Below are 15,811 nucleotides of genomic sequence, written 5' to 3'. Positions count from 1 at the left end.
CTGTAGGAGCCGGCTTACTGGCGATTGCAGTCCGTCAGGCACCTGAAAAGTGTCTGCCAGACCGCATCGCCAGCAAGCCGGCTCCTACAGGGGTATTGCGTGGTGTCAGTGGCGGTTGCGACCCATCCGGCAGGCAATCTCGAACGCCTGGCGGATCGCACCGGCATTCGCCTTACCCTGCCCCGCGATGTCGAACGCAGTGCCATGGGCCGGGGTGGTGATCGGAATCGGCAGCCCGCCCTGCACCGTCACGCCACGGGAAAAACCCATCAGCTTAATCGCGATCTGGCCTTGATCGTGGTACATGGTCACTACCGCGTCGAAGGCACTGGCATCGCCCTGGACCTTGAGGAAAATAGTGTCGGCCGGATACGGCCCGTCCGCCGCGATCCCCAGCGTCTGCGCCGAGCGGACGGCCGGGCCGATGATGTCCAGTTCCTCGCGACCGAACGAGCCGTTGTCGCCGTTGTGCGGATTCAAGCCACACACACCGATTCGTGGTTTCTCCAGACCATTGCGCTTGAGCGCCGTGTCGATCAGTTGAATCGCTTCCACCACCCGTTGCTGGCTGAGCAGGCCTGGTACATCGGCCAGGGCCACATGGGAGGTCACCCGTGAAGTCCAGAGGTTGTCGAGCACGTTGAACTCGCAGAACGGCCCGTGGAAGTCCAGCAGCTCGGCGAACCAGTGCAACTCATCGCTGTGCGCCATGCCGGCCATGTGCAGCGAGGTCTTGTTCAAGGGCCCGAACAGCACCGCATCGGTGATGCCCGCTTCGGTCAGGCGCAGGGCCTTTTCCAGGGTGTCGAGGCTATAGCGCCCGCCGATGACGCTGGCCTCACTGCGCGCAAACTCACCGACGGTGTCGCCACGAAAGTCATAGAACAACGGCGTGTCATCGACGAATGCCAGATGCTCCAGGGACTCGACGCGACGATAGGGAAACTCCATCCCGGCGATGCGCATGCCGCGACGCATTTCCGCTTCGTCGGCGATCAGGATCACGTTGGCCTGAGCGCGCACGTCGGGCTCGCCGAGCAAGCGGGCGATCAGTTCCGGGCCGATGCCTGCCGGGTCGCCAAGGACCATCGCGATGGTGGATTTGCTCATGCTTCACTCCTCAAGGGTTCAGGCCGCGCCCGGTCAATGGCGCAAGGCTCGCAGCGATAGACCCGCTGCGCGTTGCTATGGAAAAGTCGCTCCTGATCGGCCATTGGCAAATCGGCGACGATGGATTTGAAACCGCTGTAGATGTCCTCGAACGAGCCGCACAGGCTGTCCACCGGAAAGTTGCTGGCGAACATTGCTCTGTCGCTGCCGAACATGGCGATCACTTCGCGCACGATCCAGGCGTTGTCCTTGGCACGCCAGCGCTGGCCGCCCTGCCCCAGGCCGGAAATCTTCACCCGCACGTTCGGCCATTGCGCCAGTCGCGCCATCGCCAGACGCCAGCCCGCCAGGCCTTCGGCACTGCGGTCGTTGGGCAAACCGGCATGGTTGAGAATCAGCGTGATGCCGGGAAAGTCCCGGGCCAGGCGTTCGGCTTCGTGCAGGTTCCACCAGGGTGTCTGCAAATCGAAATGCAGGCCCAGCCCTTCGAGCGCGGCATAGCTGCGACGCCAACGCTCATCGCTCATCAGGCTGCGCATGTGACCGACTTGTTGCGGCGTGGCCGGCCCGCCAGGTTTGTGCCGAACGCTGCGCACATGCTTGAAGCGCGCCTGTTCGGTCAGGACATCGATGGCGTCCGGGTGGTCGAGCCAGGCTTGCGCAACAACCGCATTCGGCACGCCGTAACGGGCGGCCAGTTGCTCGATGAAACGGGTTTCGCCAATCGGGTCCTGGGGGTTCCATTCAGTCTCGACGTACACCGTTTGCACGACGTTATGGGAGCCGGCATCGGCAAAGTAATCCTCGGGAAAATAGCGGCGCTTGATGGCGCTGTAATCACCGTAGCGAAACGGAACATTGGCTTCGGGGGCGAGCCACGGGTGATCGTTGATCGTTGGGTCCCAGAAGTGATGATGGGCGTCGATGATCGGGCCGTCCCACAACTTAGTCATGACGCACCTCATCCAGGCTGATAAACAACGTGGCTAGAACAAACACCGCCGAGCACGCCGCGAAGAACCCGAGCACCGGGGCAAAACCGCCGGCCGCTTGCAGAATCACGCCCACCAGAATTGGCACCGCAATGCCACCGGTGCTGCCGGCCATGTTCATCACGCCGCCGATCAAACCGACCCGCGCCGGAGCTGCCAGCAGCGCCGGGAAGCTCCAGTAGAGACTGCCCCACATCAGGAAAAACGCCGTCATGGCCAATAGCGCCACCGCCGCAAAAGGATCGCTCAGGGTCGGCAGCAACAGGAATGCGCCGAGGGCCACCAGACCGGAAAACGCCAGCAGACTCTTGACCGCCACACCGCGACTGACGCCCTTGCGAATCAAACCATCGCAGAGGAAGCCACCGGTCAACGAGCCGAGCGCACCGCAGATGAAAATCACGAAAGTCGCCGCGCCGATGCCCTTGATATCGAAGCCGCGGGCCTGGGCCAGATAGCTCGGCCCCCAGGTCAGCAAACCGAAATACACCATGGCCCAACTGGCCCGGCCGATCAGCAAACCGCTGAGGGAACGGGCCGCAATGCCCAAGCCCTTGACCGGTATCCGCGCGGCTTCGGCGGCCGGTGTGGCGCGGCCGACGTTGATCTTTTCCAGCTCCGCTTCATTGACCTGCGGATGGCTGGCCGGGTCATCGCGCAGATAACGCCGCGCCAGCCAGGCCAGTACAAGGGTGGCGATACCGGCAATCACGAACGCCAGGCGCCAGGAATCCAGCGAGGCAATCAGGTAGGCAATGATCAACCCGCCAAGGGCCACACCCAGCGGGCTGCCGCTGTCCATCAATACCGCACCGCGACTGCGCTCGTTCGGTGCGAGCCACAGGGAAATCAGTTTGCCGCCCGACGGGAACAGCGGGGCTTCGGCAGCGCCCAGTGCAACCCGGGCAAACAACAAGGACAAGCCACCGGTGGCAAACGCCGCCAGCACCTGAAACGTCCCCCACAATCCGGTGGACCAACTGATTACCCGATGCGGACCTAAGCGATCGATCAACCAGCCGCCGGGAATCTGCAACAACGCGTATGCCCAGAAAAAGCTGCTGAGGATCAGCCCTTGCAGGCTAGGTGACAGGGAGAATTCATGAGCAATGGTCGGCATCGCGATGGACAGCGACACCCGGTCGATCAGGTTGACCATGGTCAACGCGAAGATGATCGCGAAGATCCGCCAACGCACATTACTGGCCTTGGCGGTTGCCATCTGCGGTTTCGCCACCGTTGCGGGCGCAGCATCTGCGCCAGGCAGATACAGGGAAGCACTGGAACGAGCCATGGTGCGTACCTCTTTTATTATTTTTGTGGTGATGCAAACGTTCGATCTGTAGGAGCCGGCTTGCTGGCGAAAGCGGCGCATCAATCAGCAATGATGGCGCCTGTCACACCGCTATCGCCAGCAAGCCGGCTCCTACGGAATGGGTGTTGTCGAGCACTATCGAAGGCTCATTGATAACCGTCTAATCAAAACTTGAAATCGGGTGATAGCCCCGGGTTATGTCATGCCCTGCTTTCAACGAGCTTTCAACGTTTCTGTAGGAGCGAGCAAGCCCATCGCGAGCAGGGCTCGCTCCTGCAGTGCCGAGGTATAACCCCAGGCTATCGGTGTATGTATTGTTTTGACTAGACGCGGCGACGGCACGTTCCCACACTCAGCCCAGGCTTGCGGCTTTACCGCGCAGACAAGTCGCTCATAACAATTACAAAAACACAAAACGAGGCTCTTCCATCATGCGAAATGCATTCGTCCGCCGCACATCCCGTCTGTTTCTCGGCTGTACCCTGATCGCCGCCAGCGCCCTCCCCGCTCTCGCCTACGCCTGGCAACCAGACAAGAACGTCGAAATCGTCGTGGCCGGTGGCCCCGGTGGCGGCACTGACCAGCTCGGTCGCCTGATCCAGTCGATCATCACCACCCACAAGCTGCTCGACGTCAACACCATCGTCCTCAACAAGGGCGGCGGCAACGGCGCCGAAGCCTTTCTCGACATGAAGATAAACAAGGGCGATGCCGAGAAACTGGTGATCGGCACCAACAACATTTACCTGTTGCCCCTGGTGTCCAAGCTCGGCTACCAATGGCAGGAACTGACACCGATTGCCGCCGTGGCCGAGGATGACTTCATTCTCTGGAGCTACAAAGACGCCCCGTGGAAGGACGCCAAAGGCTTCTACGAAGCGGTCAAGGCCGATCCGTCGAACCTGCGCATGGGCGGCAGCCAGTCCAAGGACGTCGACCAGACCCTGACCCTGCTGCTGAACCAGACCACCAACAGCAAACTGGTGTACATCCCGTTCAAAAGCGGCAGCGAAGCCGCGACCCAACTGGCTGGCAAGCACATCGCCGCCAACGTCAACAACCCCAGCGAAAGCATCAGCCAATGGCGTGGCGATCAGGTCGAGCCGCTCTGCGTCTTCAGTAAAGAACGCATGGCCTACACTGAAAAAGTCGCCGGAGATAAATCCTGGGCCGATGTTCCGACCTGCCACGAACAAGGTCTTGGCATCGATCAGTACCGCTTCCCGCGCACCGTATTCATGCCCGGAGACATCAGCGCCGAACAGCGGGCGTTTTATGTCGAGCTGATGCGCAAAGTCACCCAAACCGATGAGTTCAAGGCCTACGTGAAGCAGAACGCGCTAGTGCCGACCTTCCTCGAAGGCGAGCCTCTGACCGCCTACATCGAAAAAGACACCGCCCGCGTCACCCCGGTGTTCAAAGAAGCCGGCTGGCTGAAAAACTGATGTTGCCGTGGCCGCCCGCCTGCGGGCGGCCGCCTTCTGCTGGAGGTGTTTCATGTCCCATTCTTCGGATTCACCGGCGCTGGTCGGCACCCGTTGGGTCGAACTCGGCCTGGCGGTGTTCACCACCTTGATTGGCGCTGTGGTGATGTACGGTAGCCTCGAACAAGGCATCGGCTGGGGGGATGCCGGCCCCGAGCCGGGTTACTTCCCCTTCTACATCGGCCTGTTGCTGAGTGCCGCGAGCGTCGCCAACGGCATATTGGCGCTGGTGCGCTGGCAGGCCCTGAGCGTGGCCTTCGTCAGCCGCAGCGCGTTCAAGCAAGTGATGTCGGTGTTTGTGCCCATTGCGCTGTTCGTCGGGGCCATGCCTTTGACGGGTATCTATATCGCGTCGGCGTGCTTCATCGCCTGGTTCATGTGGCGTGACAAGGTCCGCGCCAAGCCTTACGGCAAATGGATGATCGGCAGCGTGTCCCTTGGCGCGGTGCTGGCCAGTTACCTGATTTTCGCGCTGTGGTTCAAAGTGCCGCTGGATGCCGGCCCGATGGGCGACTGGATTGCCCTGGCCGGGAGAAACTTCAAATGAGCGAGTTCGATTCCCTGCTGCAAGGCATGAACCTGATCCTCACGCCGGGCCATATCGGCCTGATGGTGATCGGCGTGCTGCTGGGCATTCTGGTCGGCGTATTGCCCGGTCTCGGTGCCCCCAATGGCGTGGCGTTGCTGCTACCGCTGACGTTCACCATGTCGCCGGTGTCGGCGATCATCCTGTTGTCGTGCATGTATTGGGGCGCGCTGTTCGGCGGCTCGATCACCTCGATTCTGTTCAACATCCCCGGTGAACCCTCATCGGTGGCAACCACCTTCGACGGTTACCCGATGGCCCGTGAAGGCCGCGCCGCCGAAGCCCTGACTGCCGCCTTCAGCTCGGCGCTGATTGGCGCCTTGTGCGGTGTGTTGCTGCTGACGTTTCTGTCGAGCCGGATTGCCGAGTTCGCCATGTCCTTCAGTTCACCGGAGTTCTTCGCGGTGTACCTGTTGGCGTTCTGCACCTTCATTGGCATGAGTAAGAACCCGCCGCTGAAAACCGTGGTGGCGATGATGATCGGTTTCGCCATGGCCGCCGTCGGCATGGACACCGTGTCCGGCAACCTGCGCCTGACGTTTGACCAGCCGACCCTGATGACCGGCATCAGCTTCGAAGTGGCGGTGATCGGCCTGTTCGGCATCGGTGAAATTCTCTGCACCGTCGAGGAAGGCTTGGTATTTCGTGGCGAGCATGCGCGGATCACACCGATGGTGATTTTGCGCACTTGGGCCAAACTACCGCGCTACTGGTGGACGATTGTGCGCAGCACTCTGGTCGGTTGCTGGATGGGTATTACGCCTGGCGGCCCGACCGCCGCATCGTTCATGAGCTACAGCCTGGCGCGACGTTTCTCGAAAAATCGCGACAACTTCGGCAAGGGTGAAATCGAAGGCGTGATCGCACCAGAGACTGCCGACCACGCGGCCGGCACCAGTGCCCTGCTGCCGATGCTGACCTTGGGCATTCCTGGTTCGGCGACCGCTGCGGTGATGCTCGGCGGCTTGATGATCTGGGGCCTGCACCCGGGGCCGACGCTGTTCGTCGAGCAACACGATTTTGTCTGGGGCCTGATCGCCAGCATGTACCTGGGTAACGTAGTCAGCCTGATCGTGGTGCTGGCCACCGTGCCGCTGTTCGCTTCGATCCTGCGCATCCCGTTCTCGATCATCGCGCCGATCATCATCATGGTCTGCGCCATCGGTGCCTACTCAGTGCACAACTCGTTCTTTGACGTGGTGCTGATGCTGGGTTTCGGTGCCTTGGGTTATCTGTTCAAGAAACTCGGCTACCCGATTGCGCCACTGGTGTTGGCGGCGGTGCTGGGTGACAAGGCAGAAGATGCCTTCCGCCAGTCCATGCTGTTCTCCGACGGGCACCTGGGGATCTTCTGGTCCAACCCGTTGGTGGGCAGCCTGACCACGGCGGCGCTACTGATGCTGTTCTGGCCGTTGATTTCCAAAGTGCTACAAACCCTGATCGGCCTGCGCAAATCCCACGTCGCCAAGGCAAAATCGGTGCTGTGACACAGCAATGCTGGCAACGCCTGGCATTTCTTGTCAGGCTTGCCGCAGTCCTTCTTGCGAGTCGAGCCCATGACCCGAACTCCTGATGTTCGAATTCCAGAAGCTAACGTGATCCACAGCCGACTGCGCCTGCGCCAACTGCGGTTGATGTTGGCATTGCAGGAGTTCGGCTCGCTGCGCCGCGCCGCCGACCACATCGGCATGACCCAGCCTGCCGCGACCAAAATGCTCCATGAAGCCGAAGACCTGTTGGGCGTCGAACTGTTCGAACGTCTGCCCCGGGGCATGCGCTCCACGCCGTTCGGGGAAACGGTCATTTACTACGCACGCATGGTGTTCGCCGAACTCAGTGGCATGCGCGAAGAACTGGTCGCGCTCCAATCCGGCAACCTCGGAAGGGTTGCGGTCGGCGCCATTCCGGCATTGGCTTCGGGGCTGCTGACGCGCACCATCGCCACCTTGAAACAAAGCCATCCGCGCTTGTCCATGAGCATTCAGGTCGATACCAGCGACGTGCTGGTGCAGGCGCTTTTACAGGATCAGCTGGATATCGTGCTGGGCCGGATTCCGGCCGGAGCACGGGCCGAAGAGTTGCTGTTCGACAGCCTCGGCGAGGAAGCGCTGTGCGTGATTTCCGGCGCACAGAACCCACTGGCCAAAGCCACGCAGTTGAGTTGGGCAGAGCTGCAGAACATGACCTGGGTACTGCAACAACAGCCCAGCCCGATGCGCGCGATCATCAATCAGGTGTTCCACAACGCGCGAGTCGATATTCCGAGCAGCATCGTCGAAACCACGTCGATCATGACCTTGCTGTCGTTGATTCAGCAGACCGACATGCTCGGCGTCACGCCGGTGTCAGTGGTCGAGGATTATCCGGGTCGGGATTTGCTCGCGGTGCTGCCGATCAAGTTCGAGGCACGGCTGCCGCCCTATGGACTTATTACACGGCGACATCGCATTCAGTCGTCGGCGATGCAGGCGTTCATGAATTCGGTGCGGGCCGAACACGCACTGGCCAAATGAAAAAGGCCTGGAGCAGCTCCAGGCCTTCTCGGGTTTACGCAGTTTTACGGAACACAAACACCAGACCGACGATGATCAACAGCATGCCGAACAGGCTCAGCAGCGCCAGTCGGTTACCGAAAATCAGATAGTCCATCACCGCCGTTACCGCCGGCACCAGGTAAAACAGACTGGTGACGTTCACCAGATTGCCCCGGGCGATCAGGCGGTACAGCAACAGCGTCGCCAGCACCGACACCACCAGCCCCATCCACAGCACCGGCAGGATGAAGCCGCTGTTGTGCTCATAGTGAAACGGCTGGAAGGGTACGAAAATCCCGCACAACAGCAGTCCGGCGAGGTACTGCACCGGCAGTGTGCCGAGTGGATTTTCAGTGATGCGTTTTTGCATGATCGAACCGAACGTCATGCTCGCCAGTGCCAGCAAGCCGAACAGCATCCCGGCCAGCGACATCCCGGCCAGGCCGATGCCCTGATAGACCACCATGATCAACCCGGTCAGGCCCAGGGCCAGTCCGAACAGGCGACTCCAGGAACGCTGGCGCTCCACCAACACCACGGTGAGGATCGGCTGCACGCCCATGATGGTCGCCATCACCCCGGGCGTGACTTTAAGGTCGAGGGCCAGCAGATAGAAAATCTGGTAGGCCCCCAACAACACTACGCCGGTGGCCATCGCATACAGCATCGGCTTGCCGCCCTTGGGCAGCTTCAGCTTGAGCAACGGCACCAGCAACACCAGACCGCAAAGCGCGATGACGAAACGAAACGTCAGGAAGGCGAAGGGCGACGCGTGGGCCAGCCCCCATTTGGAGAAAATCGCCCCGCTGCTCCACAGAAGGACGAACAGGCTCGTGGAGGCCGCCGCGAGCGCGGACTTTTTCGAAAGGACAAACATGAATACCACCTGTAGTCAGGCAAAAAGCCAACTCAGCCAAAGCTGAAATTCAGTAGTTTTTTTCAGGCAGGCAGGCAGGGGAACAGCAGAAAGCAGCTGATCAGCCCGAAATGCCAACGCCTGGCGGTGATACGACTGCGCACACCGGCGTGCTACTGACAGGTGGGGGGTATTGACTGATCTGCCCGGGCTGCTGATTCCCGCACGGCACGACGCCAGCGTTGACCGCTGAATCGACTACCGCGTTGATGAGGGATGCAGGCATTGGGCTGATCTTTGCTCGAGGGATAAAAAGTGAGTTGGAAACTCACTGTGCGCCGACTATAACCAGCGTACGACATGGATTGCAACGGCAGTCGGCACAGAGCCTGCCTGGTGCGGTTGGAGGAGCATTCAGGGATTGCGTGAAGCGCCATAAAAAAACCGCTCACAACGAGCGGTTTTTTTATCCGGCTTCAGCCGAACAACCAATACCCCAACAACGTCAGCACCACCACCGCCAGTACCGGGCGCAGAACGCGGTAGGCCTTGGGATGGCGCCGCTTCCACTGCTTGACCACGCCGCTGAATTTGTCGCTGGAATTCTTGCTCCAGGCGTAGGCTTTGTTGATCCCTCCTACGCGCTCGTCATCAAGATTCTGCGGTGCAGTCGCACGGCCCAGCCAGGCACTGATGCTGCGATTGATGCGGGTCATGAAGCGGTTGCTCAGCGGACGTTCGATATCGCAGAACAGGATGACCCGGGTCTTTTCCGTTTCGTTCTTGACCCAGTGCACGTAGGTCTCGTCGAACATCACGTCCTCACCATCGCGCCACGCGTAGACCTGACCGTCGACAAAGATGCGGCAATCATCGGAATTGGGGGTGGACAGGCCCAGGTGATAACGCAGGGAACCGGCAAACGGATCACGATGCGGGTTCAGATGGCTGCCGCCCGGCAACAGCGCGAACATGGCACCCTTGACGTTGGGAATGCTGCTGACCAGCTCCACGGTTCTCGGGCACAGGGCTTCGGCAGAAGGCAGTGGTTTGTCGTACCACTTGAGATAGAAACGTTTCCAGCCCTTCTTGAAGAACGAGCCAAAACCGGCGTCGTTGTTCTTTTCCGCCGCGCGGATATACCCCTCGTCGAACAAGTGCATCGCTTCGTCGCGAATCACCTCCCAGTTGTCCCTGAGCACATCCAGTTCCGGGAACTTGCTGCGATCCAGATACGGTTTCGAAGGCACACCGGAGAACAGGTACATCAAGGCGTTATAGGGGGCGAACAGTGCCGAATGATTGACGAACTGACGCAATACCGGCAGACGCGCCTTGCCACGTAAATGCACATAGAGGGTGCTGCCAAGAAACAGCAACAACAACGAGGCCTTCGCGGCAAACGATAAGGTCATCAACAACTCCTTTGAAGATAAACGTTACTGCGCCACGTCCATTGCGGACGTGGCTGCTGGCATGATAAACACTGGCGACCAGGTGAAAAACCTGCACTTTCAACATTCAATGTTAATGAATATGCAACAAAACATTTCATAACACGAGGAGTCTGAACGCTGGCTGATGCAAATCCATCTTCAACCGGAGCCGATCAACAGGTCGCAACCAGCGACAACGCCTCAGTCATCACCGCCACGACCGGCCAATGTTTAGCGCTTACTGCTGATTCTCCTGTTCGGTAAACAGATCACTGAACAGCATGCTCGACAGATAACGCTCACCGGAGTCAGGCAGGATCACGACGATGGTCTTGCCCTGCATTTCCGGAGTCTCCGCCAGTCGAACAGCCACTGCCATGGCGGCGCCGCAGGAAATCCCGGACAAGATTCCTTCTTCCTGCATCAAGCGCAAGGCCATGGCCTTGGACTCCTCGTCACTGACCAGCTCCACCCGATCGACAATCGACAAATCGAGGTTCTTCGGCACAAAACCGGCACCGATGCCCTGGATCTTGTGCGGGCTCGGCTTGATCTCTTCACCGGCCAGGGCCTGGGTAATCACCGGCGACACCACTGGCTCCACCGCCACCGAGAGAATCGGTTTGCCCTGGGTATTCTTGATATACCGTGAAACCCCAGTGATGGTTCCCCCTGTTCCGACGCCTGCCACCAGCACATCGACCGCGCCGTCGGTATCGTTCCAGATTTCCGGGCCGGTGGTTTTTTCGTGGATGGCCGGGTTGGCCGGGTTGTCGAATTGCGCCGGCATGAAGTACTTCGACGGGTCGCTGGCAACTATTTCGCCGGCTTTCTCGATCGCGCCTTTCATGCCTTTGGCCGGCTCGGTCAATACCAGTTCGGCACCCAGTGCCTTGAGCACCTTGCGGCGTTCGATACTCATGGACGCCGGCATGGTCAGCACCAGTTTGTAGCCACGGGCGGCGGCCACGAAGGCCAGGCCAATGCCGGTATTGCCGGAAGTGGGTTCGACGATGGTCATGCCCGGCTTGAGTTTGCCGTTACTCTCGGCATCCCAGATCATGTTCGCGCCGATCCGGCACTTGACCGAGTAACCGGGGTTGCGCCCTTCGATCTTGGCCAGAATGGTCACACCGCGCGGCGCAATGCGATTGATCTGCACCAGCGGCGTATTGCCGATGGAGTGGGCGTTGTCAGCGAAAATGCGGCTCATGGCTGGGTCCTTAACGACAGCATTGAAATAGGGCATCAAGGTAAGCCTCTTGCCCGCAGGCGTCCAGTCGGGTCGAACGTCCGCTTATCAGTGCAGTCAATGGCTTTAGACCGCCAGAGATTTGCCATCATGAAACGTCGATACAGCTGGCCCCTGTGGACCCTCATCGGCCTCGTTGTGCTGCTGATCGCGCTACACATCGCTTTGCCCTATGTGGTGCGCAACTACCTTAATGAGCGGCTCGCGGACATGGGCGACTACCGGGGCCAAATCAGCGACGTGGACCTGGCCCTGTGGCGCGGCGCCTACAAAATCAACGGACTGAAAATCGTCAAGATCGATGGCAAGGTTCCGGTGCCTTTCGTCAACGCGCCGTTGATCGACCTCTCGGTCAGCTGGCACTCCCTGTGGTACGACCATGCGGTGGTGGCCGAGGTGCAGTTCCTCAATCCCGAGGTCAATTTCGTCGATGGCGGGGCCAACAAGCAAAACTCCCAGACCGGCCAGGGCACCGACTGGCGCGCCCAATTAGGCAAGTTGCTGCCCATTACCCTGAACGAAGTGCGGATCAGCGACGGCAAGATCAGCTTTCGCAATTTCAATTCCAAACCGCCCGTGAACATGAACGCCACAAAAGTGGAAGCCAGCATTTTCAACCTGACCAACGTGGTCGACACCCAAGGCAAACGTGATGCGCGCTTCGAAGGCAAGGCCCTGCTGCTGGGACACGCGCCGCTGGAAACCCAGGCCACTTTCGATCCCTTGAGCAACTTCGAAGACTTCGAGTTTCGCTTGCGCGCCAGGGATATTGAGCTCAAGCGCATGAACGACTTCGCCGCGGCCTATGGCAAGTTCGACTTCAATGCCGGCCATGGCGACGTGGTGATCGAAGCCAAAGCCGACAAAGGGCGACTGACTGGCTATATCAAGCCGTTGCTGCGCGATGTCGACGTGTTCAACTGGCAGCAGGACGTGGAAAACAAGGACAAAGGGCTGTTCCGCTCGATTTGGGAAGCCCTTGTCGGCGGCACCGAGACCGTGTTGAAAAACCAGGGCAAAAACCAGTTTGCGACCCGGGTCGAACTCAAAGGCAACGTACATCAGCAAGATATCAGCGCGTTCCAGGCGTTTTTGCAGATTTTACGCAACGGTTTCATCCAGGCATTCAATGCGCGGTATGAACGGCCCAAGCCGGATGCAGGCTGAGTCACCAAGTGACGCCCCATTCAGAGACTAAACAAGGGATATTTGTAGAACCCTTCTAAACCGGCGCTTTCGGACGTGTTCAGGGCTGGCGTTGCACACTTGTGCCCGCAGCGTGTGCCCCCGTCTATTAGCACCCAAAGTTAACCCCAGTACCACTTGATCTAGATGACGGCACATAGCCACCTCAGCTACATTGGCGCAGCAATCTGAGCAATCAAAACAGGGGAAAGCATGCGAATAATGGGATGGATACTGACAGCGCTAGGCTGGCTATGGGCCTTTTCAGGTGTGGTACGCATCATTGCCGCAGTAGTTGGAGCATTGCCCGGCAGCAGCGGCGTACACCTCGTCACGGGTTCACTAACCCTTGGCCTAGCTTGGCTATCAATCTGGGGAGGAGGAAAGCTCAGGGCGAAAGCTCTGCGGGCTAAGGCGCTGAAGTTGGCAGAATAGATCCGTTCGCCCAACCCAGCATTGCTTGTCAGTGGTGCACAGTGGATTGAACGATTCCCCCGCGCTCAAAGCGAGTGCCGTTGCACCGTCCGGTGCTATCGTTGCTTCAGGCGGTGCACAGGGGTGGGGTTATCGGGCGTGTTCACGCCGGTACGGCCAGCTCACGCTTAACGCGCTGCACTGTCTGCGTACTGCATCCGATCACTGGTATCTCCGGGGCACGTGTCGCAAGCACTTGCATGCGACATACGGCACATCTAAACGCTGAATACTGGGGTATGTGGCACAGTGCCGAATCGCTGGAGCCTTTATAGTACAAGGCTCTCAGCCGACCCAACAGTTCAGGAGTGTACCGGGCAGTCAGAGACTGAATAAGCCGTCTGCGTTCACAGTCGACCGGGCCCCGCGTTATAGTCGGGGCTGACCATTTTATTGCGCCCCCCGCCCTGCCTCGTTCAGGTCGGCGTTACCGTTCGAGGATTAGCAGATGAAGTTCGAAGGCACCCAGGCCTACGTCGCCACCGATGACCTGAAGCTGGCGGTCAACGCCGCCATCACCCTGGAGCGGCCGTTGCTGGTCAAGGGCGAACCGGGCACCGGCAAGACCATGCTCGCCGAGCAACTGGCCGAATCCTTTGGCGCCAAGCTGATCACCTGGCACATCAAGTCCACCACCAAGGCCCATCAAGGCCTGTACGAGTACGACGCGGTCAGCCGCCTGCGCGACTCGCAACTGGGCAACGAAAAAGTCCACGACGTGCGCAACTACCTGAAAAAGGGCAAGCTCTGGGAAGCCTTCGAATCCGAAGAACGGGTCATCCTGCTGATTGACGAAATCGACAAGGCCGACATCGAGTTCCCCAACGACCTGTTGCAAGAACTCGACAAGATGGAGTTCTACGTTTACGAGATCGACGAGACCATCAAGGCCAAGAAGCGCCCGATCATCATCATTACCTCCAACAACGAGAAAGAGCTTCCGGACGCCTTCCTGCGCCGCTGCTTCTTCCACTACATCGCCTTCCCTGATCGTACTACGCTGCAAAAGATCGTCGATGTGCACTACCCGGACATCAAGAAGGACCTGGTCAGCGAAGCGCTGGACGTGTTCTTCGACGTGCGCAAGGTGCCGGGCCTGAAGAAGAAGCCTTCGACCTCCGAACTGGTGGACTGGCTGAAGCTGTTGATGGCCGACAACATCGGCGAAGCGGTGCTGCGCGAGCGTGATCCGACCAAGGCCATCCCGCCGCTGGCCGGTGCGCTGGTGAAAAACGAACAGGACGTGCAACTGCTGGAGCGTCTGGCGTTCATGAGCCGTCGCGGCACCCGCTAAGAGGCTGATGCCATGCTGCTCAACCTGTTCAATGAAATGCGCGCAGCCAAGGTGCCGGTCTCGGTGCGTGAACTGCTGGACCTGATCAACGCGCTGAAACAGCGCGTGACGTTCGCCGACATGGACGAGTTCTATTACCTGTCCCGGGCGATCCTGGTGAAGGACGAAAAGCATTTCGACAAGTTCGACCGGGCGTTCGGTGCCTACTTCAATGGCCTGGAAAAGCTCGACGACCACCTGCAGGCGCTGATTCCCGAGGACTGGCTGCGCAAGGAGTTCGAGCGTTCGCTGACCGATGAAGAGCGCGCGGCGATCCAGTCCCTCGGCGGCCTGGACAAGCTGATCGAAGAGTTCAAGAAACGCCTCGAAGAACAGAAGGAACGCCACGCCGGTGGCAACAAGTGGATCGGCACCGGCGGCACCAGCCCGTTCGGCTCCGGTGGTTTCAACCCGGAAGGCATTCGGGTCGGCGACGCCGGCAAGCGCCAGGGCAAGGCGGTCAAGGTCTGGGACCAGCGCGAATACAAGAACCTCGACGATTCGGTCGAGCTGGGCACCCGCAACATCAAGGTCGCCCTGCGCCGCCTGCGCAAGTTCGCCCGTCAGGGTGCGGCGGAAGAGCTGGACATCGATGGCACCATCGACCACACCGCCAAGGATGCCGGGCTGCTGAACATCCAGATGCGCCCGGAACGGCGCAACACCGTCAAGCTGTTGCTGCTGTTCGACATCGGCGGCTCGATGGACGCCCACGTGAAGATCTGCGAGGAATTGTTCTCGGCCTGCAAGACCGAGTTCAAGCATCTGGAGTACTTCTACTTCCACAACTTCATTTATGAATCGGTGTGGAAGAACAACATGCGCCGCACCTCCGAGCGCACCTCGACCATGGACCTGCTGCACAAATACGGCGCCGACTACAAAGTGATCTTCATCGGTGACGCGGCCATGGCGCCCTACGAAATCACCCAGGCGGGCGGCAGCGTCGAGCACTGGAACGAAGAAGCCGGTTACGTGTGGATGCAGCGGTTCAAGGAGAAGTACAAGAAGCTCATCTGGATCAATCCGTACCCGAAGGACACCTGGGGCTATACCTCGTCGACCAACATCGTGCGGGATTTGATCGATGACCAGATGTATCCGCTGACCCTTCGCGGGTTGGAGGAAGGGATGCGGTTTCTTTCCAAGTAACGCATGGTCCCTGTGGCGAGGGGGCTTGCCCCCGTCCGGCTGCGCAGCAGTCGTAAAACCAATGCATGCGGAGTTTCTGACACACCGCGGTTGCAGGTTTTG

At 59.6% G+C, this 15,811-nt stretch carries 13 protein-coding genes; 7 read left to right on the top strand and 6 right to left on the bottom strand.

Going from position 1 to position 15,811, the window contains the following annotated elements:
- Nucleotides 1–105: 105 nt before the first annotated feature.
- The 3 genes from QMK54_RS07260 to QMK54_RS07250 are packed head-to-tail and all read right to left on the bottom strand — an operon-like array spanning nt 106 to nt 3,324.
- Nucleotides 106–1,110, bottom strand: a complete 1,005-nt coding sequence (locus QMK54_RS07260; RefSeq protein ID WP_110658519.1) for a 4-hydroxythreonine-4-phosphate dehydrogenase PdxA — start codon at nt 1,108–1,110, stop codon at nt 106–108.
- Nucleotides 1,107–2,063, bottom strand: a complete 957-nt coding sequence (locus tag QMK54_RS07255; RefSeq protein WP_320402269.1) for an amidohydrolase — start codon at nt 2,061–2,063, stop codon at nt 1,107–1,109. Before QMK54_RS07255 ends, QMK54_RS07260 begins: the two co-directional genes overlap by 4 nt.
- Nucleotides 2,056–3,324 (bottom strand): MFS transporter, encoded by a 1,269-nt coding sequence (locus QMK54_RS07250; RefSeq protein WP_320402894.1) that lies wholly within the window; start codon nt 3,322–3,324, stop codon nt 2,056–2,058. The genes QMK54_RS07255 and QMK54_RS07250 overlap by 8 nt, the downstream gene beginning before the upstream one ends.
- 524 nt (nt 3,325–3,848) lie before the next feature.
- Between QMK54_RS07250 and QMK54_RS07245 the strand changes: the two genes are divergently transcribed.
- The 4 genes from QMK54_RS07245 to QMK54_RS07230 all read left to right on the top strand — a co-directional run bounded on the left by QMK54_RS07245 (nt 3,849) and on the right by QMK54_RS07230 (nt 8,000).
- Nucleotides 3,849–4,862 (top strand): tripartite tricarboxylate transporter substrate binding protein, encoded by a 1,014-nt coding sequence (locus QMK54_RS07245; RefSeq protein WP_320402268.1) that lies wholly within the window; start codon nt 3,849–3,851, stop codon nt 4,860–4,862.
- Nucleotides 4,863–4,914: 52 nt separating this feature from the next.
- Nucleotides 4,915–5,448, top strand: coding sequence for a tripartite tricarboxylate transporter TctB family protein (locus QMK54_RS07240; RefSeq protein ID WP_110658515.1), 534 nt, complete (start codon nt 4,915–4,917; stop codon nt 5,446–5,448).
- Nucleotides 5,445–6,974 (top strand): tripartite tricarboxylate transporter permease, encoded by a 1,530-nt coding sequence (locus tag QMK54_RS07235; RefSeq protein WP_320402267.1) that lies wholly within the window; start codon nt 5,445–5,447, stop codon nt 6,972–6,974. The genes QMK54_RS07240 and QMK54_RS07235 overlap by 4 nt, the downstream gene beginning before the upstream one ends.
- A gap of 69 nt (nt 6,975–7,043) precedes the next feature.
- Nucleotides 7,044–8,000, top strand: a complete 957-nt coding sequence (locus QMK54_RS07230; protein WP_110658513.1) for a LysR family transcriptional regulator — start codon at nt 7,044–7,046, stop codon at nt 7,998–8,000.
- A 34-nt stretch (nt 8,001–8,034) separates the two neighbouring features.
- Here QMK54_RS07230 and QMK54_RS07225 read toward each other — a convergent pair whose 3' ends face one another.
- The 3 genes from QMK54_RS07225 to cysK form a co-directional block, all read right to left on the bottom strand.
- Complete coding sequence (locus QMK54_RS07225) at nt 8,035–8,898, bottom strand: DMT family transporter (protein ID WP_223591406.1); 864 nt, start codon at nt 8,896–8,898, stop codon at nt 8,035–8,037.
- 455 nt (nt 8,899–9,353) lie between these two features.
- Nucleotides 9,354–10,292, bottom strand: coding sequence for an aspartyl/asparaginyl beta-hydroxylase domain-containing protein (locus tag QMK54_RS07220; protein WP_110658511.1), 939 nt, complete (start codon nt 10,290–10,292; stop codon nt 9,354–9,356).
- A gap of 259 nt (nt 10,293–10,551) precedes the next feature.
- A complete protein-coding gene (gene cysK, locus QMK54_RS07215; RefSeq protein ID WP_110658510.1) occupies nt 10,552–11,526 on the bottom strand; it encodes a cysteine synthase A in 975 nt (324 codons plus the stop codon).
- A gap of 129 nt (nt 11,527–11,655) precedes the next feature.
- On the opposite strand from cysK, the gene QMK54_RS07210 reads away from it, so the two are divergent.
- From QMK54_RS07210 to QMK54_RS07200, 3 genes are all read left to right on the top strand, one after another.
- A complete protein-coding gene (locus tag QMK54_RS07210; protein WP_320402266.1) occupies nt 11,656–12,732 on the top strand; it encodes a DUF748 domain-containing protein in 1,077 nt (358 codons plus the stop codon).
- A 940-nt stretch (nt 12,733–13,672) separates the two neighbouring features.
- Nucleotides 13,673–14,518 (top strand): AAA family ATPase, encoded by an 846-nt coding sequence (locus QMK54_RS07205; RefSeq protein ID WP_007911294.1) that lies wholly within the window; start codon nt 13,673–13,675, stop codon nt 14,516–14,518.
- A 12-nt stretch (nt 14,519–14,530) separates the two neighbouring features.
- Nucleotides 14,531–15,709 (top strand): vWA domain-containing protein, encoded by a 1,179-nt coding sequence (locus QMK54_RS07200; RefSeq protein ID WP_110658508.1) that lies wholly within the window; start codon nt 14,531–14,533, stop codon nt 15,707–15,709.
- Nucleotides 15,710–15,811 lie beyond the last annotated feature (102 nt).

Source organism: Pseudomonas sp. P5_109 (assembly GCF_034009455.1).
Taxonomy (GTDB): Bacteria; Pseudomonadota; Gammaproteobacteria; order Pseudomonadales; family Pseudomonadaceae; genus Aquipseudomonas.
The sequence above is the reverse complement of the archived record's forward strand: the minus strand, read 5'-3'. Positions and strand labels throughout refer to the sequence as shown.

What these genes read in the sequence shown, in the direction of transcription:
- QMK54_RS07225 (WP_223591406.1), bottom strand. Translation starts at nt 8,898, where the DNA reads ATGTTTGTCCTTTCGAAAAAGTCCGCGCTCGCGGCGGCCTCCACGAGC.
- QMK54_RS07235 (WP_320402267.1), top strand. Translation starts at nt 5,445, where the DNA reads ATGAGCGAGTTCGATTCCCTGCTGCAAGGCATGAACCTGATCCTCACG.
- QMK54_RS07245 (WP_320402268.1), top strand. Translation starts at nt 3,849, where the DNA reads ATGCGAAATGCATTCGTCCGCCGCACATCCCGTCTGTTTCTCGGCTGT.
- cysK (WP_110658510.1), bottom strand. Translation starts at nt 11,526, where the DNA reads ATGAGCCGCATTTTCGCTGACAACGCCCACTCCATCGGCAATACGCCG.
- QMK54_RS07240 (WP_110658515.1), top strand. Translation starts at nt 4,915, where the DNA reads ATGTCCCATTCTTCGGATTCACCGGCGCTGGTCGGCACCCGTTGGGTC.
- QMK54_RS07230 (WP_110658513.1), top strand. Translation starts at nt 7,044, where the DNA reads ATGACCCGAACTCCTGATGTTCGAATTCCAGAAGCTAACGTGATCCAC.
- QMK54_RS07210 (WP_320402266.1), top strand. Translation starts at nt 11,656, where the DNA reads ATGAAACGTCGATACAGCTGGCCCCTGTGGACCCTCATCGGCCTCGTT.
- QMK54_RS07255 (WP_320402269.1), bottom strand. Translation starts at nt 2,063, where the DNA reads ATGACTAAGTTGTGGGACGGCCCGATCATCGACGCCCATCATCACTTC.
- QMK54_RS07200 (WP_110658508.1), top strand. Translation starts at nt 14,531, where the DNA reads ATGCTGCTCAACCTGTTCAATGAAATGCGCGCAGCCAAGGTGCCGGTC.
- QMK54_RS07220 (WP_110658511.1), bottom strand. Translation starts at nt 10,292, where the DNA reads ATGACCTTATCGTTTGCCGCGAAGGCCTCGTTGTTGTTGCTGTTTCTT.
- QMK54_RS07250 (WP_320402894.1), bottom strand. Translation starts at nt 3,324, where the DNA reads ATGGCAACCGCCAAGGCCAGTAATGTGCGTTGGCGGATCTTCGCGATC.
- QMK54_RS07205 (WP_007911294.1), top strand. Translation starts at nt 13,673, where the DNA reads ATGAAGTTCGAAGGCACCCAGGCCTACGTCGCCACCGATGACCTGAAG.
- QMK54_RS07260 (WP_110658519.1), bottom strand. Translation starts at nt 1,110, where the DNA reads ATGAGCAAATCCACCATCGCGATGGTCCTTGGCGACCCGGCAGGCATC.